The 24,221-nt window shown below is 35.1% G+C and carries 22 protein-coding genes; 11 read left to right on the top strand and 11 right to left on the bottom strand.

The window, feature by feature from the left end:
* Positions 1-9: 9 nt before the first annotated feature.
* The 5 genes from Q0787_RS02685 to Q0787_RS02665 all read left to right on the top strand — a co-directional run bounded on the left by Q0787_RS02685 (position 10) and on the right by Q0787_RS02665 (position 7,252).
* Positions 10-4,518: a DUF6443 domain-containing protein gene (locus tag Q0787_RS02685; protein WP_298900678.1), complete on the top strand. Its 4,509-nt coding sequence runs from the start codon at positions 10-12 to the stop codon at positions 4,516-4,518.
* Between the two features lie 3 nt (positions 4,519-4,521).
* The gene (locus Q0787_RS02680; protein ID WP_298900677.1) at positions 4,522-4,926 is read left to right on the top strand and encodes a hypothetical protein; all 405 of its coding nucleotides are present in this window, start codon (positions 4,522-4,524) and stop codon (positions 4,924-4,926) included.
* 437 nt (positions 4,927-5,363) lie between these two features.
* On the top strand, positions 5,364-6,437 hold the full coding sequence (locus Q0787_RS02675) for an RHS repeat-associated core domain-containing protein (RefSeq protein WP_298900676.1): 1,074 nt from the start codon (positions 5,364-5,366) through the stop codon (positions 6,435-6,437).
* A 3-nt stretch (positions 6,438-6,440) separates the two neighbouring features.
* Positions 6,441-6,782 carry a hypothetical protein gene (locus Q0787_RS02670; RefSeq protein WP_298900675.1) on the top strand — a complete coding sequence of 114 codons (342 nt, stop codon included), beginning with the start codon at positions 6,441-6,443 and terminating at the stop codon, positions 6,780-6,782.
* Positions 6,783-6,841: 59 nt separating this feature from the next.
* On the top strand, positions 6,842-7,252 hold the full coding sequence (locus Q0787_RS02665; RefSeq protein WP_298900674.1) for a hypothetical protein: 411 nt from the start codon (positions 6,842-6,844) through the stop codon (positions 7,250-7,252).
* Between the two features lie 512 nt (positions 7,253-7,764).
* Here the strand turns inward: Q0787_RS02665 and Q0787_RS02660 are convergent.
* Positions 7,765-8,433, bottom strand: a complete 669-nt coding sequence (locus tag Q0787_RS02660) for an SGNH/GDSL hydrolase family protein (RefSeq protein ID WP_298900673.1) — start codon at positions 8,431-8,433, stop codon at positions 7,765-7,767.
* A gap of 290 nt (positions 8,434-8,723) precedes the next feature.
* On the opposite strand from Q0787_RS02660, the gene Q0787_RS02655 reads away from it, so the two are divergent.
* A complete protein-coding gene (locus tag Q0787_RS02655; protein ID WP_298900672.1) occupies positions 8,724-9,086 on the top strand; it encodes a hypothetical protein in 363 nt (120 codons plus the stop codon).
* A gap of 285 nt (positions 9,087-9,371) precedes the next feature.
* On the opposite strand, the gene Q0787_RS02650 is transcribed toward Q0787_RS02655, so the two are convergent.
* From Q0787_RS02650 to Q0787_RS02620, 7 genes are all read right to left on the bottom strand, one after another.
* On the bottom strand, positions 9,372-9,938 hold the full coding sequence (locus tag Q0787_RS02650) for a hypothetical protein (RefSeq protein ID WP_298900671.1): 567 nt from the start codon (positions 9,936-9,938) through the stop codon (positions 9,372-9,374).
* Positions 9,935-10,624, bottom strand: coding sequence for a hypothetical protein (locus Q0787_RS02645; protein WP_298900670.1), 690 nt, complete (start codon positions 10,622-10,624; stop codon positions 9,935-9,937). Before Q0787_RS02645 ends, Q0787_RS02650 begins: the two co-directional genes overlap by 4 nt.
* 567 nt (positions 10,625-11,191) lie before the next feature.
* Positions 11,192-11,542 (bottom strand): hypothetical protein, encoded by a 351-nt coding sequence (locus Q0787_RS02640; RefSeq protein WP_298900669.1) that lies wholly within the window; start codon positions 11,540-11,542, stop codon positions 11,192-11,194.
* A 123-nt stretch (positions 11,543-11,665) separates the two neighbouring features.
* The gene (locus Q0787_RS02635) at positions 11,666-12,844 is read right to left on the bottom strand and encodes an acyl-CoA dehydrogenase family protein (protein WP_298900668.1); all 1,179 of its coding nucleotides are present in this window, start codon (positions 12,842-12,844) and stop codon (positions 11,666-11,668) included.
* Between the two features lie 70 nt (positions 12,845-12,914).
* Positions 12,915-13,628, bottom strand: coding sequence for a methyltransferase (locus tag Q0787_RS02630; protein ID WP_298900667.1), 714 nt, complete (start codon positions 13,626-13,628; stop codon positions 12,915-12,917).
* Positions 13,621-14,151: a ribosome maturation factor RimM gene (gene rimM / locus Q0787_RS02625; protein ID WP_298900666.1), complete on the bottom strand. Its 531-nt coding sequence runs from the start codon at positions 14,149-14,151 to the stop codon at positions 13,621-13,623. Before rimM ends, Q0787_RS02630 begins: the two co-directional genes overlap by 8 nt.
* Before the next feature lie 98 nt (positions 14,152-14,249).
* On the bottom strand, positions 14,250-14,765 hold the full coding sequence (locus Q0787_RS02620) for a 30S ribosomal protein S16 (protein ID WP_298900664.1): 516 nt from the start codon (positions 14,763-14,765) through the stop codon (positions 14,250-14,252).
* A gap of 190 nt (positions 14,766-14,955) precedes the next feature.
* Here Q0787_RS02620 and Q0787_RS02615 point away from each other — a divergent pair, with 190 nt between their 5' ends.
* Positions 14,956-16,242, top strand: a complete 1,287-nt coding sequence (locus Q0787_RS02615) for a DUF6252 family protein (protein ID WP_298900663.1) — start codon at positions 14,956-14,958, stop codon at positions 16,240-16,242.
* A gap of 165 nt (positions 16,243-16,407) precedes the next feature.
* Positions 16,408-20,793 carry a DNA polymerase III subunit alpha gene (gene dnaE, locus Q0787_RS02610; RefSeq protein ID WP_298900662.1) on the top strand — a complete coding sequence of 1,462 codons (4,386 nt, stop codon included), beginning with the start codon at positions 16,408-16,410 and terminating at the stop codon, positions 20,791-20,793.
* Here dnaE and Q0787_RS02605 read toward each other — a convergent pair.
* From Q0787_RS02605 to Q0787_RS02595, 3 genes are read right to left on the bottom strand one after another with little or no spacing between them, the layout of a single operon-like run.
* Positions 20,790-21,233 (bottom strand): SRPBCC domain-containing protein, encoded by a 444-nt coding sequence (locus tag Q0787_RS02605; protein ID WP_298900661.1) that lies wholly within the window; start codon positions 21,231-21,233, stop codon positions 20,790-20,792. The two genes, dnaE and Q0787_RS02605, sit on opposite strands and share 4 nt — an antisense overlap.
* Entirely contained in the window at positions 21,226-21,555 is a 330-nt protein-coding gene (locus tag Q0787_RS02600; protein WP_298900660.1) for a helix-turn-helix transcriptional regulator, read from the bottom strand. The genes Q0787_RS02605 and Q0787_RS02600 overlap by 8 nt, the downstream gene beginning before the upstream one ends.
* Positions 21,545-21,976 (bottom strand): SRPBCC domain-containing protein, encoded by a 432-nt coding sequence (locus Q0787_RS02595; RefSeq protein ID WP_298900659.1) that lies wholly within the window; start codon positions 21,974-21,976, stop codon positions 21,545-21,547. Before Q0787_RS02595 ends, Q0787_RS02600 begins: the two co-directional genes overlap by 11 nt.
* 289 nt (positions 21,977-22,265) lie before the next feature.
* On the opposite strand from Q0787_RS02595, the gene trxA reads away from it, so the two are divergent.
* The 3 genes from trxA (at position 22,266) to Q0787_RS02580 (ending at position 24,169) form a co-directional block, all read left to right on the top strand.
* Positions 22,266-22,598 (top strand): thioredoxin, encoded by a 333-nt coding sequence (trxA, locus tag Q0787_RS02590; protein ID WP_298901513.1) that lies wholly within the window; start codon positions 22,266-22,268, stop codon positions 22,596-22,598.
* Positions 22,599-22,690: 92 nt separating this feature from the next.
* Positions 22,691-23,236: a ClpP family protease gene (locus tag Q0787_RS02585; RefSeq protein WP_298900658.1), complete on the top strand. Its 546-nt coding sequence runs from the start codon at positions 22,691-22,693 to the stop codon at positions 23,234-23,236.
* Positions 23,237-23,239: 3 nt separating this feature from the next.
* Positions 23,240-24,169: a DUF58 domain-containing protein gene (locus tag Q0787_RS02580; protein WP_298900657.1), complete on the top strand. Its 930-nt coding sequence runs from the start codon at positions 23,240-23,242 to the stop codon at positions 24,167-24,169.
* Positions 24,170-24,221 lie beyond the last annotated feature (52 nt).

Raw genomic sequence — 24,221 nt, 5'->3', positions numbered from 1 at the left:
CCTATAACAATGAAAAGATCAATAATCACATTAGCTTTTGTAGTTGTGTCATCTATAGTATTGGCACAAACCACAACAGAGAATTACGTAAAGTCAACCACATATAAGAAAGCGGTTAAGACGCAATCAGAAATAGACGCACTTATCGATGATGATAAGATAGAGTCTGTGACGTACTTAGATGGTCTAGGGCGTCCAAAACAATCTATTGTCAAACAAGCAGGAGGACATAAACAACATATTGTTGTACCTATGTTTTATGATGGCTACGGAAGGCAGGTAGAAGACTATTTACCAATGGAAAGTCTAGTAACAGGAATTACGGCATTAGATTATATCGATAATGCTGTATTAAAAGCCAATCAGAAAACACATTATTATAACAAGTATTCAGGAGAATGGGCAAGTGTTTCTGATGTAAACGCGTATTCTGAAAAGCAATTTGAGAATTCCCCATTAAATAGAGTATTACAACAAGGTGCTCCAGGAACAGATTGGAAGATTGGCTCTACTATGGGTACCAATCACAGCATTAGATTCGATTACCAAAGCAATGTTGCTAGCGAGGTACGGCTGTTTGATGTGAATTTTTTAAATTCAAATACCGAAACACCAGAGCTGATTTACAATGGTTATTATTCGGCAAACGAGTTATTTAAAAGCATTACCAAGGATGAGAATTGGCAAACTGGACAAACCCATGGCAAATCTCACACTACAGAAGAGTTTACCAATTCGCAAGGTCAAGTGGTTTTAAAACGTACCTATAATAGTGGTATCGCTCATGATACCTATTATGTATATGATGATTTTGGTAACCTAACGTATGTGCTTTCACCAGAAGGCTCAAAAGCAATTTTAAATGGCAGCAATACAGTTGATCAAGCTGTGTTAGACAAGTTTTGTTACCAATACCACTACGATTATAGAAATAGACTGGTAGAGAAGAAGATTCCACAAAAGGGATGGGAATATATTATCTATGATGCTCTAGATCGTCCAGTGCTTACCCAAGATGCTATTTTAAGAGGGAGTAATAAATGGTTGTTTACCAAGTATGATGCTTTTGATAGAGTAGCTTATACAGGACTCTTTACAGCAAATGACACGAGAATTAACATTCAAAATACAATCAATATTCAAACAGGGGATTTACACGAAACACAGCAGTCAAGCACCACAAGTCTTGCGAATGACACCTCTACGGTATTGTACTATTCAAACAATGTGTACCCACAAAACATATCTAAGGTGTATACAATAAATTATTATGACAACTACAATTGGGATACCGAGAATGCGTATCAGGCGTCTTATGATTTGGACTTGTCTTCAGGTATGGATCTTTCTGATAATGAGGTAAAGAAGACCAATCCGATAACAGCATGGAATGCAGGTTTTACAACAGATGAAACCATAATTGATGATGGTTATATCGAATGGACCGTTAAGGATGCCGATAAAGGTGTTGTTATCGGACTCACAAATTCAGCAATCACATCACCTACCTATCATAGAGACGAGATTGATTATGGAATTTATGCAGCAGGCGTAGGAAACAGTTATAGAGTTTATGTTTTTGAACAAGGCGTTAATACGACCATCCCACCAACCTATTATGTGGCAGGAGACGTATTTAGAGTGTTGCGATCAGGGAGCCAGATTTATTATTACCATAATGGCGAGGTTATTTATGCCTCTGCAACAAGTACTACAGGCGAACTCATGGGATATGGATCGTTCTTACATGAAAATGCCATTGTAGAAGATGTCTTTATAGGCTATTCGGCATTAAGTCAACCATTTGCACAGGATGTAACAGGTCTAGCAACAGGTTCTAAGGTAAGGACCTTAGATACCAATACGTGGACCACAACCGAGAGTTACTATGATGCTAAAGGACGACCTATCCAAAACACATCAACAAACAGTTATTTAGAGTATACAGACCGTATGAGTTCTAAACTAGATTTTGTAGGTAAGGTCACTAAAACACACAGCACGCATGATGTAGAAAAACAAAAACCTAAGGTTGTTGTAGATGAATTTACCTATGATCATGCAGATAGATTATCCAGACATGAACAGAGTATTAATAATCATCCTAAAGAACTTATCGTGAAGAACCATTATGACGAGTTTGGACAATTGGAGATGAAACAGGTTGGTGGCGAATTGGCTATAGACCTTAGCTATGCAGGAGAACTAGGTGTGTCTGTAGTCAATAATATCATTACCAAAACGGCAAGTGGTTCTTGGGGCACGGCAGGGCTTTCAACGCAAAATGGGATTTTTGAGGATGGGTATGTACGTTTTACTACTGTAGATATTAATAAGGCTTTTATGGCAGGACTATCCTATACCGATCCAAATGTAGGTTATCCATCGATAAAGTATGCCATTAATATTACCTCTGCAGGTAATGTAGGTGTTCTTGAGAGTGGTTCAAATAAAGGATTTAAAACCACGCATGTACCGGGGGACACTTTTACGGTAGAACGTCGCGGGACTACGATATACTATTACAAAAACGGAGAACAGTTCTACACTTCAGAAACACCAGCCACTACGTCAACGATGTATGGCGATGTTGCTATAGCTAGCACAGGCACCAGAATTAAGGACTTGAGTGTTTATAATTTAAATGGCGGGTTACAAGAGGTAGATTACAGCTATAATGTACGAGGCTGGCTTACCGATATCAATAATGTAGATAATCTTTATGCTACAGGAAACGATTTGTTTGGCTTAAAGCTAAACTACAACAGCAAAGATAATACGAACTCTACCTCGTTGTATAATGGTAACATAAGCGAGATTTTCTGGAATACCAGAACTTATGACGCCTCAACGAGCGAAAGCCAGATAAAGCGAGGTTATAGTTTTAGTTATGATGCACTTAATAGGATCAAAGGTGCAGATTTTGAAAAAGCATCTGGTGTTAACCATGATAATTACTTTGATCTTAGCAATATGGATTATGATAGAAATGGTAATATCATGACATTAAAACGTAGCGGTGTTAACAGCTCGGGCGTACTAGTAACCAACATGGATGAGTTAGCCTATAGTTATGACGGCAACCAGCTTACGAATGTTGTAGAAACGGGAGATAACACTATTGGATTTAAGCAAGTAACCATACAAAATGATGATTATACTTATGATGCCAATGGTAATATGATAACAGATAAAAACAAGGATATAAGAGACATTACCTATAACCATTTAAATTTACCAACAATAGTTACATTTGGTACAGCAGGAGATAAGAAAATTAATTATATTTACGATGCAACAGGTCTAAAATTAAAGAAAGTGGTTACAGAACCAAAAAATGTAACAAATACCCAATACAGAGGGAATTACATCTACGAGGATGATAACTTAAAGTTCTTCTCACACCCAGAGGGTTATATAGAACCAGAGGGTAAGAGTTTTAACTACATCTATCAATATAAAGACCATTTAGGGAATATACGACTTACCTATGCAGATAGTGATGGCAATGGTTCTATAAATCCTAACCTAGAGATCATAGAAGAAAACAACTACTATCCCTTTGGCTTAAAACATAAAGGGTATAATGACGTGGTGAGTGCTAACTCAAATTCCCAAGCGAGTAAGTTTAAATACAATGGTATGGAGCTCGAAGAGTCTCTTGGTGTAGATTGGTATGAAATGGATATGCGACAGTATGATCCTGCCATTGCTAGATGGACATCTATTGATCCTGTTACGCATTATGAGTATTCTACGTATTCATCTTTTGATAATAATCCTATTTTTTATGCTGATCCAAGTGGCGCTGATAGTGAAACATTTTATGATGCTGAAGCTAGAGATATGTATAGGACAATGGTTAATAGTTTGGGTGGATCAACAGCTTCAGATAATAATTCTGAAGAAGAGGAGGACTGTTGTCCTTGGTTAGATAGAAAAATTGATCAACAGCAAGTAATCAAAAGAGCTTTGAAGAATGGGCAAGATCCAGATGAAGCATGGGAAGATTATAAAGATGGAACAGGTGACACGGCTATGGGTGAAGCAGCTAACATTGCAGCGGTTGAAGTTGTTCTGTTTTTTACTGGAGAATGGGCAGCAGTTAAAGTATTGCAGGGAGGTGTTTGGATTGTAAGAATGGTTAAAGCTAAAAATTTATCTAAAGGAGTAAATGTAGCTATGGGAAAGGTAGAGTTTAGTGCTGAAGCTGCAGCTGCTTTTAAAAGATTAGGAAATTTAACTTCTTTTGCGAAAATAAAAAACGGAGTAGCAGATATTAGTATTGGTTTCTTAAATAAGTTTAAACCCGGTGATATACAAAAAGTAGAACAAGCTTTTAAGGCTAATGGAGCTTCGAGTATGAGGATTAAATCTGGTATATCTGTAGATCCGGTTATAGTAAGAGCATTAAATAAAAGAATAAAAAAAGGGGAAGGATTTATGGGGTATAATATTCAAAGCGGATTGAAAGCATGGATTACAGGTAATAGATATATTTTAACGAAAACTCTATAGTAAATGTCAAATTATTTAAAAAAAAGAATTAAGATTAATAACTTAGAAAAACATGCAGGGAGTTATTTTGTAGATGAATCTTCAAAAATCATCAATATTTTAAAAGATGAAGGGAAAAAGGTTCTATTAGGTATTCAAAAGAACGATAATGTCTATACAATTTTAGGTGAGGAATATGTCTTTTATTCTACGCTAAATGGAAATAAAGGAAAGTTTACACTTAGTGAGTTTTCAGATATTTTACATGATAATGCTTTGGAGAAAGGAAAGATTTTTGCAAGATACAAATGTGTGAAGATAAATGGGAATGAAAAAATATGGTTAAAAAACAAATCAACAATGAAATCACTTTGGAATACAATTTTATGGTTAGAAAAACCTAGTAATCGAGATTATATCTATAAATGAGGCAGGTAGTGTAGGTAGTGTATTAAAAAAGGTCATGGACTAAAATATGATTACAAATAATCGAAAAGCAGTAATTAATTACTGCTTTTCTTCATAAAGAGTTCTTTGTTAAGGACTGCCCCCTCGCTGGTGCAAGCGTCCACGCTTGTGCTAAAAGATAAATAATACAAAGGCTGTGATGAGAGTCATGGCTTTTGTTTTTAAGCTGTTATAGATTATTTTCTGTACTTTTAGCTTTATAATATTGAGCGACAGGTGTGGCTTCGCGTTAAGGGTTGTAGCGGCATCCTTTTTACGTCAGTTCGAGTGATGCGACGATAGGAGCATTGTATCGAGAACTCGTAAAAAGATATAGCGTAAGACCTGACCCACTGTAGCTTAAGCGAAAGAGGGTAACGCTCAAAAAACATGACGCAACAGGTCTAAAATTAAAGAAAGTGGTTACAGAACCAAAAAATGTAACAAATACACAATATAGAGGGAGCTTTATCTACGAGGATGATAACCTAAAATTCTTCTCGCACCCAGAGGGTTATATAGAACCAGAGGGTAAGAGTTTTAATTATATTTATCAATACAAAGATCATTTAGGGAATATAAGACTCACGTATGCAGACAGTGATGGTAGTGGTTCTATAAATCCAAACCTAGAAATCATAGAAGAAAACAACTACTATCCCTTTGGACTCAAACATAAAGGGTATAATAACGTGGTCACCAGCACAAATCCTGCGCAGAAAAAGAAATTTGCTGGTGAAGAGTTTGAAGAAGAATTAGGAAAAAACACAGTGGCTTTTCAATGGAGAGATTATGACCCAGCAATTGCTAGGTTTAATAAAATTGATAGATTTGCTGAACAGTATGAAGACCTTACTCCTTACCATTTTTCTGCAAATAGTCCAATTTATTATAGGGAAATAGCTGGAGATAGTATAAGTTTAACTTTTGATAAAACAAAGACACAAGAACGATATGAATCAGTTGTAAATAATGGAACTGGAGGTTTTTATGAGGTTCAAATTGATGAAGATGGAAATGTTACTGGATTAACAGCAACAGACAAAGAAGGTGAAATGACAGAAGAACAAAAAGCATTTTATGATGAGTATAAAGCTGTTGTTGATAGTGAACATAAAGTAGAAATGAAGGTTCGTGGGAAATCTGTTGATGTAAGTGTTGGAAGTTGGGCTTTAAGTAAAATCGATATGTCAGACATTGAGGCTTTCGATAATGCAGGTGAAGGAGGAGCTACAAGTGCTGGTGCTCTAATACATGAAACGGTTGAACAACATGAAAAAACAAAGAAAGGTCATAAGCCAGGACAACTTGCTACCGCTGACTACCCAGCTGCTCATAAAATAGCCACAATGGCTGAAAATAGAGTAAATGGGAACACAAGAAATGGCAATGAATTTACGGAAAGTGATGGGTCTATTACTGTTCAAAGAATAATACCTAATACTACTACTGGTAGAAACACAGTCACAAAAAAGAAGAAAAAACAAAATTAAAACATGAAAACCATGAAAAAATCATTTTTAGTATTAACATTAATTATTTCGCTTATTTGTCTTCAATGTAAAGACAGAGCTTCATCAGATTGTAATGAAAACATTGAATTTAAGGATGTCTTTATGTCAAAAATTAATAGCGTTGAAGAATACTCATTAGGAAAAGGTGATAGAAAGTCATTTGATGAAAGCTTAGAGTTTTTATCAAAGTATGTTAAAGTTTCGTTTGAAGAGATTATGAATTATGCGAATGAGTATACTAATATTGATGCTTTCAAAAAAGACAAATCTACTTGGTTGGAATGGTACGAAAAAAATAAGTGTGATAATATTCAATTTAAATAAATTGGGTGGCACTAATCGTTAAAACCGCGATAGGGCTGAGTGTTAAAAACAATAAAACTATGAGATATATATTATACTTATTTTTAGCTATTAGTGTTCTTAGTTGCAAAAACGAGAATTCTTTAAAAGATAATTTAGAAATAGATAAAATTAAAGTTTATTATTTCCCCTTTGATATTACCCCACCAGTTGGCCTTAGTGAGGAAGGGATGAGGGATAGTGAATCTATTTCAATAACTAAAATAAAGAACATACAAGAAGTAAAGATGGAATTGTTGAATTTAGAAAAGCTCAAAAATCCTTATCAGTTTTCTGATACATCTATTCATTTATTATGTGATTTTTATTATAAAGATAAATTGATGTTCACTCTTTTACATGACACAAATTATTTCGTAATAGAGGATAATATTTATGAAAATAATAAGGTCTTAATTGAATTACTTATTGAAGATTTCAAATTAGATTAATTAGATAGGGTAGTGTAGTAAAAAAGGTCATGGACTAAAACATGATTTTAAATAATAGAAAAGCAGTAATTATTAATTACTGCTTTTCTTCATAAAGTATCCTTTTTTAAGGATAGAAGTTATAAATTATTCCCTCGCTAACGCAAGCGTCCACGCTTGTACTAAAGATAAATAATAATTAGAGCCATGATGTAATAGTCGTGGCTTTTGTTTTAGGGTTATTATAGATTATTTTCTGTATTTTTACTTTATAATATGATAACGACAACTCTGGCTTCGCGTTAAGGGTTGCAGCGGCATCCTTTTGACGTCAGGTCTCGATACAATGTTCCCTTTAGTCACATCACTCGATCTGACGTAAAAAGATACAGTGTAAAACCTGACCCACTGTAGCTTAAGCGAAAGAGGGGAACGCCCAAAAAGAGAAACATATATTATTTACGACGTAACAGGTGGAGTTTGTTATCACACTAGCGCCAGCGTGGGGGATATTTTGAGGATTAGTATAATAACTATTGGAGATTTAATGACTGCACAATAACTTCTGCAGCAAATCTACTTCCTTCAAGAGAAGGGTGAAACCCATCAGGATCATAATACGAAAAATCGTTTGTTTGATCAAAATGTTCTTTCCAACGTCTACCTACAGGGCATAATATAGCATTGTTCGCCTCTGCAGCTGCAGTATAGTTAGCTATTACATTATCGAAAGTATGATAATAAACTAGTGCTGGCCATACCATATAATAAGCCAATCTTGTATTATTTGCTTGGCATAGATTTGCATAATCAGCACCACTATTTACCAGCATATTGAAACCAAACTCTTGCGATGATGGCCCTTGTTGAATAACGACAAAATCATATATACCTGAACTAATAAGTGTTTGAACTTCACCTTCTGCCCAATGATCAACGATAGCATAATTACTACTGGCAAGCATTCGCGTGTTTATAATAATTCCTCTGGTAGCTGCCTCTTCTTTCACTAATCCAGGTAAATTATTATAATAAGTAAGACTATTGCCAACGAAAAGAATATTATAGCTTGCATTTGGGTCAAAAGAATCATCAGGCTGCTCTGAACTATCCGTTGAAAGTGAATATTCAAAAGAAGAATTCGGAGTACATGAAATCACTAATAAAATAAATATACTAGAAATTAATCTTATTGTCTTCATTAGAAAGATTTACATATCATCAATTCAACTAATATAAGTTATATTTTGTTCTTTTCTCCTTTTTATCAACAAAATTATATGCGCTTTCGTATTCAAATATAAGTAACTCCCCTTGCTAGCGCAAGCGTCCACGTTTGTGCTAAAAGATAAATAATACAAAAGTCATGATATGAGTCATGGCTTTTGTTTTTTTAGTATTTAAAATGTAATAGCGTATATTTACTATAAGGGTTGTTGTGGCACTAGCGAGACGCTAGCGCCAGCGTGGGTAATTAATAGACTTAAAAAAAATGCAAAAAACTAATATTAGATTTAAAATTTTTTTTCCTTCGGGATATATAATAGAAGATTATAATAATGATAATATTGATATAAATGTCATATTTGAAGATGAAAGTGTTTTTCACGGAACATTATTCACATTAGAAAATATTAATCAGTTAATGATTAAAAATAATGACGATTTTTTTTGGGCAGATGATATGGTTATAGTACATAATCTTAAGAAAACTTCGATTAGGAAAGCTGTTAGTATGATAATCGAAGATTCAGTTGAGTTAATATTGACGAAAATAGGAACGACAAGTGAAGTGTATGATGATATGAATTTTGAGAATATAAAAGACATGGCCCCATTGAGTATTTATAAATGAAATTGAATGGAGATATATAATAATCAGAATTTTAAATAATCGAAAAGCAGTAATTATTAATTACTGCTTTTCTTCATAGAGAGTCTTTTTAAGGATAGAAGATCTAAATTGAAGATTCTTAGTAAAGAGAAACGTTCTTTAAAAACACTGTAATAGAAGCAACAAACAGCTTGTAAAAAATGACCCATGAGGGGAGTGGATTTTCCCTCGCTAGCGCAAGCGTCCACGCTTGTGCTAATAAATAATACTAAAGGCCATGATGTAAGTTGTGGTACTCGTAATGAACTAATTTTTGAATTGTCTCATAAATTCAAAGGTTATCTTTTGATCTTGCCCTCTTAGAGGTATTTGTGATAAGGTTTTTTCTATGTTGTAAATACTATTATTTTCTTGTATAGGGTTTTTAAGTGTCTTAATAATTAACCCTTTGGTCTTATCATCTAATCTCAATATTTGCTGAATTGTAATTAGAGGTCTTATTTCCATCGTTCTGAATAAGGTTTCATTAAAGTATTGTACAAACTCAATATTTGTGTCGCACTTCGATTTATAAATACAAAGCAAATTTTTTATATAATCAGTATCTCTTTTAATATTAAAACTTCTTCTTGCTGGTTGAGTAATAGGTTTTATAGTTGAATTTATATTACTCAAAAATAGAATATCACAGGGTTGGCAATTAAGTTTTCCTCCTGTAAGCGGTATTTTCTTATTTTCAAATTTATCATATAAGTTATCAGATTTTTCTCTAATATTATCGATCGTTATTTGAGCCTCAGATTGTTTTGCATCTGTATTACAAGCAAAAAACAAATGGCATAGAAGTATCGTTATGGTTAGTTGATGTTTCATTGGTATAAATCTTTTACGGCTTTTGCTAGCTTTTTTAGTGTTGATTCATCCGATTTAATGACTATAATAACGCCTTCAGAAGATCCTGTAGTTCCATTTTCAAAATTGAAATTCTTCATAAACTTATTATTATCATTGGGATGAATAGTAATACAGCCAGCCGAACCTCTACTATTATAATTTCCTTTATCACTATAACCTGAGTGCACATTCACATAAGTCATAGTCTTATTTTTTCCATAAGGATTAAACCCTTTAGCTTCTCGTTCGCCATTGCTTGCAACAATGTTTAACCCTCTTTGAGTTGATTCTTTATGACCATATAAATTATTAAAAAGATGATATTGAACGTCTATTCTCTTAGGCAATATGGTATTGTACGGGGTTTCTATTTCTTGGGGATTAGAAATATAAGGGCTAACAGAATTTGGATACGGACTACAGCGATAAGGTCCATTAACTTTTTTATTTACATGATCCACAACATAAGTTACACCTCTGTATGTTTTGCCAGGAATGCTTTTGTCCTCTGGTTGCCCATGCTCATCTAAAACAAATACTTCAATAGGAGCTGTATTGGCTATGATGCTTTCGTTTATAGCCTTTTCACGACATCCATTACAACTCAGAAAATAAGTTGATAATACCATGAGTATGAAATAACCTAAATGTCTAAATCTTTTCATAATAAAAATCATATCTAGAAACGTGAGTTTAAATGTTAACAGCATAAACTCCAGTTCGATTAATTAAGATTAACAGTGTCCAAAGTACGATATCTTAATGTGATTTTTACAAGGCTTTTTCACTGAAAATCAAGGGGTTATTTCCTGTTTTGAAAGGGATGTAAGTCTGTTGTGTTCCTACGCGTTAAGGGTTGCAGCGGCATCCTTTTTACGTCAAGTCTCGATACAATGTTCCCTTTAGTCACATCACTCGATCTGACGTAAAAAGATACAGTGTAAAACCTGACCCTCTGTAGCTTAAGCGAAAGAGGGGAACGCCCAAAAAAAAGAGACATATTTATGATGTTGATGTTGGTACTGGTACTGGTTATGGCACTAGTGTAGGACTTTTAAGTAGCTTAGGTCATTGTTATTCCATAAACCTCATATCACATCCAGACCATTAAAAAAGGAAGGGATTATTCATTACGTTTCAGAATAAAGGTTAAGTACTTTAAAAAGATGATTTAGAAGTCATGGATTTTTTTGGGAGTATTTAAACGTATACTAAAGTAATGTCAGAAATAATTATTTCACTTTTACTATTTCAACTTCAGAATCTAAAGTGTTACTTTTTACGTGACAGATGTAAGATGAATTTTTGGTTTCTATGATTTTGACATTAAAACTCTTCCCTATAACGCTATCTTTTTGAGGATAATTAAGAATGTCTTTATACGTTAATATATATTCACAATCAGAAGCCCATTCTATCTTTGAAATTATCTTAATATCATCTGTATCATTATATTCAATTTGTATTGAATCATTTCTTTCTATAACATGTCCACTATAATCTTTGTGTTTATATTTAAAAATCCCTGTCCTGAAATTAGAACAATCTGTTGGTTTAGAAGAACAGCTAAAAGTTGTTATCAAGACTAGCAGAATTAATTTTTTCATTATATAACATGATTTAAGTTCTATCCGAAGATAAAAAACAAAAGCCATGATTTGAAAATCATGACTTTTAGTATTCTATAGATTCAACCTGACTAAGCTCTATTTAAAGGCATTTAAACCTGTAATATCTAAACCTGTAATTAATAAATGGATGTCATGAGTCCCTTCATAAGTGATTACACTTTCAAGGTTCATAGAGTGGCGCATAATACTATACTCACCAGAAATCCCCATACCACCAAGCATTTGTCTAGCTTCGCGGGCAATGGTAATAGCCATCTCAACATTGTTACGCTTAGCCATAGAAATTTGAGCCGAAGTTGCTCGATCTTCATTACGTAATACACCTAAACGCCAAGTTAACATTTGAGCTTTCGTAATTTCTGTAATCATTTCTGCTAATTTCTTTTGTTGTAGTTGAAATTGCCCAATAGGCTTTCCAAACTGGATACGTTCTTTACTATAGCGTAAAGCAGTGTCGTAACAGTCCATTGCAGCACCAATAGCGCCCCAAGCAATACCATAACGTGCAGAATCTAAGCATCCTAATGGTGCACCAAGACCTGATTTATTGGGTAATAAATTCTCTTTTGGAACTTTCACATTGTCAAAAATGAGTTCGCCTGTTGCACTCGCACGAAGCGACCATTTATTGTGAGTTTCTGGTGTAGAAAACCCTTCCATACCACGCTCTACGATAAGTCCGTGAATACGACCTTCTTCATTTTTAGCCCAAACAACTGCGACTTGGCAAAATGGAGCGTTTGAAATCCACATTTTAGCACCATTTAAAAGATAATGATCCCCCATATCTTTGAAATTAGTGGTCATACCTCCAGGGTTACTTCCATGATCAGGTTCGGTTAAACCAAATGATCCTATCCATTCTCCAGAGGCTAATTTTGGCAAATATTTCTGGCGTTGTTCTTCGTTTCCATATTTCCAAATTGGGTACATAACGAGAGACGATTGTACAGAAGCCGTACTACGTACTCCAGAATCACCTCGTTCTATTTCTTGCATAATTAAACCATAAGAAATTTGATCTAATCCTGCGCCACCATACTCGGCAGGGATATAGGGTCCAAAAGCACCTATTTCAGCTAAACCTCCAATAATAGAAGTAGGGAATTCGGCCTTTTGTGCTGCATCTTCAATGATTGGAGAAACATCACGTTTTACCCAATCTCTTGCGGCATCACGTACAAGTTTGTGTTCTTCAGAAAGTAAATCGTCAAGATTATAATAATCTGGCGCTTCGAATAAATCTGGTTTCATTTGTTTGGTTTTATTGATTTTGTTTGGGTAACAAAAATAGCGAAAACGTTTGCAGTTGACAATTTTAAAACTACATTTTCAAATAAAAATCCTTGGTTAAATTGATATAGTCATTTGTGTATTGATGACGAGAAGTCTCTATAACCAATTCACTAATTTCAACATTGGTATTAACAAATGAAAATTCCATTAAACTCCGTTTGATATCTGATGACAAGGTTCCTCTAACATGAGTGATTCGTTTTGGAAACAATTGGAAAGTCGCAGCTAGAGTTTTAAAACGCTCTTCTTCTGAAAAAGGAATGATTACAGAAAACTGCCCAGTTTTAGAAAGTAAAGTCGCAACACTTTCAATTAAGTGCTCAAATGGCATGGCATCCTGAAATCGCGCTAAATCGCGCTGTGTGCTTTTTGTTTTATAGTCCTCCGAATAGAACGGAGGGTTACATATAATTAAGTCATAAGTATCTTCTATCTCTTCTGCAAATTCTTTGAGCGACGCATGAAAACAAAATAGGCGATCATTCCATGGAGACTGTTCAAAGTTATCTACACATTGTTCATAGGCCTTACTGTCAATTTCTAAAGCCTCTATAACTTCGGCATGACTTCTCTGAGCCAACATCAATCCTAAGACACCAGTTCCTGCTCCTATATCTAAAATAGAAAAAGGCTTGTGATTAATGGAAGCCCAGGCTCCCAATAGAACGCCGTCTGTACCAATTTTCATGGCACATTGATCCTGATTTACTGTGAACTGTTTAAATTGAAAAGGGCTATTCATCAAGATATAAATCAATAAGTCCGTCTGGTGTGTTGACGAAAATCGTCTTATTCTTTTTATCTACTTTAGTAATGAATTCGTCATTCATTGGTATCAATATTTCAATACCATTGCGGTCTATTTCAAAAAGAGATTGAGCTGTAGAGTCATTAACCGATTTTATAGTGCCCACATAACCAAAGTTGCTATCCTCAACTTTAAATCCTATGATTTCATGGAAATAAAACTTGTCATCGTCTAACTTTGGTAAGAATTCAAGAGGCAAGAAAAGGTCGCTTTTAATAAGTGCATCAGCATCCTCTTCTGTATTTACATCTTCAAATTTTACTCTCAATAATTCCGATTTATGAAGTTGAGAAGATTCGATGAAAAACGGAACCAAATTATTACGTAAATCAACAAAAACAGATTCCAAATGTTCATAAAGCTCTGGTTCGTCAGTATCTAATTTAACCAACAATTCACCTTTAAAGCTGTATTTTTTTACAATTTTACCTAGGAAGAAACAGTCTTTTTTTTGCATTTCAAATGTAATTTATAAGATGTTGTAGTACCTATCTATTTTCAAATAAAAAACCCAGACTCAAGTGGTCTGGGTTTAAAAGTATAAAAAATAATTTTCTATTCTTCTTCGTTAGAAGCAGTTGCTTCTCCTTCAGCTTGCGCTTCTTCTGTAGCTTCTTCAACAACAGGAGCTGCAGCCGCTATTCTTGCTTCATTAACTGCTTTTTCAGCGGCTAATGCATCAGCTTTAGCTTTAGCATCGGCTTGAGATAAACCATCAGCTTTAGCTTGTACTTTTGCTGCTTTCTCTTCTAACCAAGCATTGAATTTTACTTCTGCTTGCTCTTCAGTTAAAGCACCTTTTTTAACACCACCAGCTAAGTGGTTTTTAAGCATTGCACCTTTATAAGATAAAATTGCTCTGGCTGTATCAGTTGGTTGTGCACCATTCTGCAACCATGTCACTGCTCCATCAACATTTAATTCTACTGTTGCAGGATTCGTGTTTGGATTGTAAGCACCTAATTTTTCTAAGTATTTACCATCTCTTTTAGATCGTGCATCTGCTGCAACGATCCAATAATAAGGTTTCCCTTTTTTACCGTGTCTTTGTAATCTAATTTTTACAGGCATAAATTTAATTAATTTGTGAGGTTCGCGACCTCGATTATTAATGAGGCGCAAAGATAATACAATAATTTAATTTTCAACATTTTATTTGAAATTAAGTAATATTGAAATTTTATTATACTTTTGGGTGTTCTAAAACGTTATGTTTAACCTAAATACACCTTGTTTTTAGCACGAGGTGAAAAAAAAAGCAATGAAAAGATTAGCATTACTTCTCGTAACCGTATTAACCTTAGTAAGTTGTGGAGATGAAGTCGAGTTTAACTCACCCGGATTTCAAGGGAATAGAGAGTATGGACTTTGGAGAGCAGAATTTACTAATGCCGTAATAGACGCGAATGGTTTTTTAACCATAACCGCTAGTAATAACTCAGAAACCGTTGTTCTTAAGATACCTAATGTAACAGTTGGGACTTATGTACTCGGAAATGTCAATTCTAGAGAAGCACGTTATATTGATGGAAACGGCACTGTGTTTTCTACAAATAACACACCAGACCCAAGCGTCTCTATTTATCCCGAATTAGGTTTTGTAAGATTAGATGAGATTAGCAATAATACATTTTCAGGAACCTTTGAGTTTTTAGCCTTTGACGAATCTGGTTTAAATTCCATTGGATATAATGAAGGAGTATTTTTTAGAGTTCCTTTAATTTCTGGAAGTATTGGTTCGGGCGGACCAACGTGTGCAGAGACTGAAGCAGCATCTGCCAATGCACTTGCGGCTTTTGAATCTACATTTGATGCAGCACTAGAATATATAGATAGCGATGCTTATGTTGCCGCTTGTAATACCTATGAAGAAGCCTTACAGAGTCAGAAAAATATTTGCGGAGATGCAGATGGTAGTATCCAACTCTTAATAGATAATTTAGACGGTTGTGCATTCCCATGTACACTAGCTACCCAAAATAAAGATACAGCCCAAACTAATTTTGAGGCGGCTACAATCGCAAATTATATTGATGCTTGCGAAAACTATAGAACGTATTTAGAAGAACAAATTCTGTTTTGTGGAGATACAGACGGAAGTATTCAAGCTATTATCGATGGTTTAGATTGTAATGACGATGATAGTGATGGAATCCCAAATAACTTCGAAGATTTTGATGGTGATGGGGATTTAACAAATGATGATACAGATGGCGATGGAACACCAAATTATATGGATAATGACGATGATGGTGATGGGATTTTAACTGCAGATGAAGCTAAAGATGCCGACGGAAACCCGGCCGATACAGATGGCGATACAGATGTAGATTATTTAGATAATGATGATGATGGCGATGGTATATTAACACAGTTTGAAACAGGAGATACAGATGGCGATGGTACTAACGATTATTTAGATAACGACGATGATGGTGATGGTACCTTAACAGCAGACGAAAATGCCGATCCAAATATGGATGGTGATCCTGCCGATGCCGTAGATACAGATGCAGATACCATTCCTGATTATTTAGATGATATGTAACAATATGTCTTTTATAAGTAACAAAAAAAGCGACCTATAGGTCGCTTTTTTTGTTAAAAACTGTTCATAACTTTCGCTTTAAAAAAGACCAGTTTCTTCGTAATTTTATGGACTTGCTTTTGAAGTGCACTTCGAAAGGTAACGCCTTAATAAGTTTTTAGTTACATGTATTTAATTTTTGACACCGAAACCACCGGATTACCTAAGCGATGGGATGCACCTATTACAGATGTTGACAACTGGCCTAGATGTATTCAGATTGCATGGCAGTTGCACGACGATATGGGACGTTGCATCGATCATCAAGATTATTTAGTGCAACCTGAAGGCTTTAATATCCCTTATGATGCCGAAAAAATCCATGGTATTTCTACGGAGTTAGCGCAGGAGCAAGGTGTGCCACTTCAAGAGGTCTTAGGTAAATTCAATGAAGCCTTGTCAAAGACAAAATTTGTTGTTGGTCAAAACGTCACCTTTGATCTTAATATTATGGGTGCCGAATTTGTAAGAGCAGAACTGGCAAACAGACTTCAAGAATTACCTGTTTTAGATACATGTACAGAACACACTGCAGGTTTATGTAAAATACCTGGAGGACGAGGTGGCCGATTTAAACTGCCTACCTTAACAGAATTACATCAGTTTTTATTTAATGCACCATTTGCAGAAGCTCATAACGCAACGGCAGATGTTGAGGCAACAACACGTTGCTTTTTTGAACTAGTTCGGTTAGGAGAATACACCCAAGAGCAGTTAGATGTACAGCCCGATTATTTTCAACACTTTGGTGAAGCCAACCCACAAACTATCCAGCTTATAGGATTAAAACATATTAATCTTAAAAAGGAAAGTGCTCGAATAAATGAACGGCTTCAAAAACTGCAAACCGATGATATTTCAGAAGCTGAAATTAGAGAGAATATTTCTGATTTAGCCGATATCGATTTTGTGCATTTGCATAATCATTCTCAATTTTCGGTATTACAATCAACCATTAGTGTTTCAGATTTAGTTTCGGTCGCAGCAGAACATAATATGCCTGCGGTAGCCTTAACAGATCATGCCAATATGATGGGGGCTTTTCATTTTGTAAAAGCTGTTAATAATCATAACAAATCTGTAAAAGCCAAAAACAATGAAGCTCGAGAAAAAGGTGAAGATGCGAACTTAAATGAAATTAAACCGATTATAGGTTGTGAGTTTTTTGTTTGTGAAAATCATGCCGATAAGACCAGAAAAGATAATGGTTATCAAATTGTATTGATTGCTAAAAATAAAAATGGATACCATAACCTGGCTAAGTTGTCATCGCATGCGTTTGTTGATGGATTTTATTATTTACCAAGAATTGATAAAGGACTTATAAAACAGTACAAAGAGGATTTAATTTGTCTTACCGGAAATCTCTATGGAGAGGTGCCAAGTAAGGTGTTGAATGTCGGAGAAAATCAGGCTGAAGAGGCTTTAATCTGGTGGAAACAAGAGTTTGGAGAAGATCTTTACGTAGAATTAATGCGTCATAATCAAGAAGATGAAAATAGAGTCAATCCTGTATTAATTAAACTTGCTCAAAAATATGAGGTTAAAATTGTAGCCACAAACAACACCTATTATAGTAAGCAAGAAGATGCTAACGCACATGATATCTTATTGTGTGTAAAAGATGGTGAAAAGCAATCTACGCCAATTGGTCGCGGCCGAGGTTACCGATACGGTTTACCTAATCAAGAATATTATTTTAAATCTTCTGAAGAGATGAAAGCGCTCTTTAAAGATATTCCACAGGCAGTTACAAATATTCAGGACGTTGTAGATAAGGTAGAAGCGTTTCAATTAGCTCGAGATGTTCTATTACCTGCATTTGATATTCCGAATGAGTTTCGAGATGATGCCGATTTAGCCGATGGCGGAAAACGTGGTGAGAATGCCTATCTCAGGCATTTAACCTATGAAGGTGCAAAAAAACGTTACGATGAATTAACCGATGAAATAAAGGAACGCCTAGATTTTGAGTTGAGTGTAATTGAAAACACAGGATATCCTGGTTACTTTTTAATTGTAGAAGATTTCATTAGGGAAGCAAGAAACATGGATGTGTCTGTTGGTCCTGGTCGTGGTTCGGCGGCGGGATCAGTGGTTGCCTATTGTTTGTGGATTACCAATATTGATCCGTTAAAATACGATTTACTTTTTGAGCGTTTCTTAAATCCTGATCGTATTAGTATGCCAGATATTGATATTGATTTTGATGATGAAGGCAGAAGTCGTGTCATGGATTATGTAATCGAAAAATATGGAGCCAATCAAGTGGCTCAGATTATTACTTATGGTACTATGGCTGCTAAGTCTTCTATTCGAGATACGGCTAGAGTGTTAGACCTGCCATTATTTGATGCCGATAGGATAGCGAAATTAATCCCAACCATGTCGAAACTGAATAAAATATTTGGTCTCGATGAAAAAGAACTAGGTAAGAAGTTTAGAGCCGAAGATTTAGAAAAGGTAAATCAACTCCTTAATATAGCCGATGGTGACGATTTAGAATCTGAAACTGTCAATCTTGCTCGAACCTTAGAGGGCTCGGTACGTAATACAGGAATTCATGCTTGTGGAGTTATTATTACGCCAGATGATATCACAAAGTTTGTTCCCGTGTCTACGGCAAAGGATTCCGATTTATATGTTACACAATTTGACAACTCCGTTGTTGAAGATGCAGGGCTACTTAAAATGGATTTCCTTGGACTCAAAACCCTAACGCTTATCAAAGACACAGTTAAAATTGTCAAAGCGAAGCATGACGTTCTATTGGATCCTGAAAGTTTTCCTTTAGATGATGAAAAGACATATCAATTATTTCAAAGGGGAGAAACTGTTGGAGTTTTCCAATATGAATCGCCAGGAATGCAAAAACATCTTCGCGATTTAAAGCCTACAGTTTTTGAAGATCTCATTGCCATGAATGCCTTGTATCGTCCAGGACCTATGGAGTATATTCCTAGTTTTGTTAGACGTAAGCATGGAGATGAAGAGATTGACTATGATCTTCCAGCGATGGAAGAGTACCTAAAAGAAACTTATGGTATAACGGTTTACCAAGAGCAAGTGATGTTGCTGTCTCAAAAGCTAGCCGATTTCACCAAAGGTGAAGCCGATGTTTTAAGAAAGGCCATGGGAAAAAAGCAAATTGCCGTTCTTGATAAAATGAAGCCTAAGTTTATTGATCAAGCAAGTGCTAAAGGTCATGATGCTAAGGTACTTGAAAAAGTATGGAAAGATTGGGAAGCCTTTGCCAGTTATGCTTTTAATAAATCGCATTCTACTTGTTATGCATGGATTGCCTATCAGACGGCTTATTTAAAAGCACATTACCCAGCCGAATATATGGCAGCAGTGCTCTCTAATAACATGAACGACATCAAGCAAGTCACTTTTTTTATGGAAGAGTGTAAACGCATGAGATTGGAAGTTTTAGGACCAGATGTGAATGAGTCCTATTATAAATTCTCTGTAAATCAACGTGGTGCTGTTCGTTTTGGAATGGGAGCCATTAAAGGTGTTGGTCATGGTGCAGTAAAAACAATTGTAAAAAACCGTAAAGAAGATGGGCCATACAAATCTATTTTTGATATGGCAAAACGTATTGACTTACGAGCAGCTAATAAGAAGGCCTTTGAGAATTTAGCTTTGGCTGGAGGTTTTGACGGATTTGGAGATACACATCGTGCGCAATATTTTCATGATGAAGGCGATGGGATTACATTTTTAGAAAAAGCCATTAAATATGGTGCTAAGCATCAGGAGAATGAGAATTCAGCTCAAGTTAGTTTGTTTGGTGCTGCGAGTGATGTTCAAATTGCAGAGCCCATTGTTCCGCCATCTGAAGAATGGGGAACCATGGAGAAGTTAGCACAAGAAAAAGAAGTGGTAGGTGTTTATATCTCTGGACATCCATTGGATGATTTTAAGGTAGAAATGAAAACGTTTTGCAATGCCACTTTAGCACTTTTTAATGAACTGGAGACTTATGTTAATAGAGAGTTGACTTTTGGAGGCGTTGTTACCGATGTGCAGCATCGTGTAAGTAAACAAGGTAAAGGTTGGGCTATTTTTATGGTTGAAGACTACACCGATAGTTTTGAATTTCGAATTTTCGGAGAGGAGTATTTAAAATACCGTCACTTTTTGGTGAAGAATAGTTTTGTGTATGTAAAAACTTTTGTTAGGGAAGGTTGGGTGAATCGCGATACAGGAAAAAAGAGTGACCCGCGACTTCAATTTAATAGTTTTCAATTGTTGCATGATGTCATGGATACTTACGCTAAAAAGTTGTCGATTCAGCTAAATATTAAAGACTTACAAGAACAACGTATTACGATACTACAAGATTTGTTTAGGCTTCATCAAGGTGAGAAAGCACTAAATTTTATTGTGTATGATAATGAAGAGAAAATCAAACTTAATATGCCGAGTCGCAAGCAAAAAGTGAAAATTTCTCAAGAGTTGTTAAATGAGCTAGAATCTAATGAGGTCATGTATAAGTTGAATTAGATTGTAGACTTTTCTAAATGATCTTTTAATCGCTCTGTAATAAACATATCCCAAGTGGTTGAACAAATATCATAACATTCAATTTGAGGTGTTAATCCTACCTGATGAAATTGGATAGTAGTTTTTGACTCTGTTTCTTTAATTAACCAATGTAAAACATGACCTATCCATTCTTTGTTGAAATCGGGTTCGCCATCAATACATTTCCAAATGATTTCATGATCTGGTCTGAATTCAAGGATTTTAAAGGTCCACCAGTGCCCATTTTCAAAATGAACAGTAAATTGACCTCCTTCGTTTTGAGAAGACGCGCTCGTTTTTGACCACCATAAATGAATATCTTCGGTTAGTGCTTTAAAGATAGTTTTGGCTGTTGCAGCTACTGTTATTTGTTTTTGGTAATTTAAATCTGTAGCATTAATAGGTGTGTTATTAACCATGCTTTGATGTATTTAAGTAGTTGTCTAAATTATCTAATGAATCATCCCAGAATTGCTCATAGAACTGAATCCATTTATTAAGTTCTTTGAGAGGTTTTGCATTAGCATTACAAAAACGCTCTCGACCTTTAGTATCTAAATGTACAAGTCCGGCATCTTCTAAAGTTTTAATATGTTTAGTTACGCCTTGTCTGCTCATATCAAACTGATTTGATATTTGTGTAATTGATAATGCTGAGGTTGCAATCACCAAGGCATGAAAAATGTCACGCCTTGTTGGATCTGCAACGGCTTTAAATAATTTGGTGATTTTATCCTGCATTAACTTCGTCTTTAAGATAAGTTAATAAACCATCTATACAGTTGTCCCAACCACCATTGAAACTCTCAAACATGGCGACAGCGGTTTCGCCACCATAGTTGGAAATCCCAGAATGTTCTAGATGAAGTTTAGTGCCTTCTGTAGTAGATTCTAAGGTCCATGTTACTGTGGTTTCTACTTTCGTATCTGCCACAATCCAAGTGTAAGCTAACACATAAGGATGTGCTTCTTTAACGGTTCCGCTAATGGTAGTACATCCTTTGTCATTAGGTTCTGATGTAAAGGTATACTGGTATCCTTCTTCGGCTTTAAAATCGGCTTTAATGAACCAAGTTGAAATTTCTTCGGCTTTTGAAATAGCATCCCACACTTTCTCTATAGGATGACTGAATAGTTTTTCTTTAGTGATACTGTCTTTCATAATATTCGTTTTATTTGATTAATATGCAACTTTGTGGTTGCTAAATTAGATTAAATTATTTTAATATGCAACTTTTAGGTTGCATATTACTGATTTATCTTCTGCGCAAAGGATGGAGCAATTGTTGGAGCTCCTCAAAGAGAGCGACTTGCGAGAGCCTGGTTTATGCGCCCAAGACTTTATTATATAACCAATCTATAACCATATAATCAAAACAAATACTGCCATTGTAAGGTTTGGCAAAATTTTTGACTAATTTTGTGTATTAAATTAAAACGAAGTTAAACACATAGAGAATATAATTATGGCATTAGAAATAACAGATGCAACGTTTGAAGAAACAGTATTAAATAGTGATAAACCAGTAATGGTTGATTTTTGGGCTGCTTGGTGCGGACCTTGTAGAATGGTTGGACCAATCATTGATGAAATTAGTACAGAATACGATGGTAAAGCTGTTGTAGGTAAAGTAGATGTAGACGCTAATCAAGAGTTTGCTGCGAAGTATGGTGTACGTAACATCCCAACTGTTTTGGTATTTAAAAACGGTGAGGTTGTAGGACGTCAGGTTGGAGTTGCTCCAAAAAATGCATACACAGAAGCTATCGATTCTTTATTATAAGATATAATCTAAAAGAAATGATAAAAGGTTTGCCAGTATGGTGAACCTTTTTTTATTTTTAGCTAATAAATAAGATATCAAATAAAACATATATGAGCAAGCAAGGAAAAACGCAAGACTTAATAGCTAATAAATTATTAGAAGAACGCAAGGTGTTTCTATGGGGAATGGTAGATGACAAATCGGCAAAACATGTGATTGATCGTTTAATGTATTTAGATTCGTTGGAAACTAAAGACATCCACTTATACATAAACAGTCCTGGAGGTTATGTGACTTCTGGTTTTGCGATGTACGATTGTATCAAGTCGTTAAATAGTGATGTTTCTACTATTTGTACAGGTTTAGCAGCTTCTATGGGCTCAATTTTATTATCTGTAGGAACCAAAGGCAAACGTTTTATCCAACCACATGCCAGAGTGATGATTCATCAACCTAGTGGTGGCGCTCGTGGTCAAGCCAGTGATATTGAAATTACGGCACAAGAAATTTTAAAGACGAAAGAGCTAAGCGCACAAATTTTGGCAGATAATTGCGGACAATCATTTGACAAGGTGATGAAAGATTTTAATCGTGACCATTGGATGGGAGCAGACGAATCTGTGGCTTATGGTATTGTTGATGGTATTTTAAAATAACAGATGAATTTACAGGCAGAACTTAATAAAGCTGGAGGCTTTAAAAACTTAGAACTACTCGCAAAGCAAGTGGTAGAAGGGTTTATTGCTGGGATGCATAAGAGTCCGTTTCATGGCTTTTCTGCGGAGTTCGCCGAACATAAAATATATAATCAAGGCGAAAGCACGAGACACATAGATTGGAAACTCTATGCTAAAACAGATAAGCTCTATACGAAGCGTTACGACGATGAAACCAACTTACGTTGCCACCTCATTGTAGATAATAGCAGCTCAATGCATTATCCTGAAATGAAAGATTTTAGTATAGCCCATCTCAATAAGATTGGATTTTCGGCCTTGGCATCTGCCTCCTTAATGCATATTTTAAAGAAGCAGCGCGATGCAGTTGGCTTAAGTATCTATAGTGATGCTTATGATTATTATGCTCCTGAAAAGGGAAGTGAACGTCATCATCAGATGTTGCTAAGTCAATTAAGTAAGATGGTGGTTTCAAAACAGCTTAATAAGCAAACCGAAACCTATACCTATTTACATCAAATTGCTGAAAATATTCACAGACGCTCATTGATTTTCTTTTTTACTGATATGTTTCAAACCTCGACAGACGAGGTAAAACTATTTGAAGCTTTGCGACATTTAAAGTATAACAAGCACGAAGTGGTTCTGTTTCATGTGATAGATAGAGAGAAGGAGTTGAAATTCGATTTTGACAATACACCGAAGCGCTTTATAGATGTTGAAACCAATGAGTACATCAATTTGTATCCAGATACGGTAAAAGAAGGTTATGAAAGTGCTGTTGATGAGTACTTTAAAAGTATTCGTTTAAAATGTGGTCAATATCAAATTAAATATGTGGAAGCAGATATCAATAAACCCTTTGATAAGATATTAACGACCTATATGGTAGAGCGACAAAAATTTATTTAATTTTTTGATAAAAAATTGTCCTAAAATATTTGTGATATTAAAAATCGAATGT

The sequence above is a fragment of the uncultured Psychroserpens sp. genome, from assembly GCF_947492715.1.
In the GTDB taxonomy this organism is placed as follows: domain Bacteria; phylum Bacteroidota; class Bacteroidia; order Flavobacteriales; family Flavobacteriaceae; genus Psychroserpens.
Note: the sequence above shows the minus strand (reverse complement) of the source record. Positions and strands in the feature narration are given on the sequence as shown.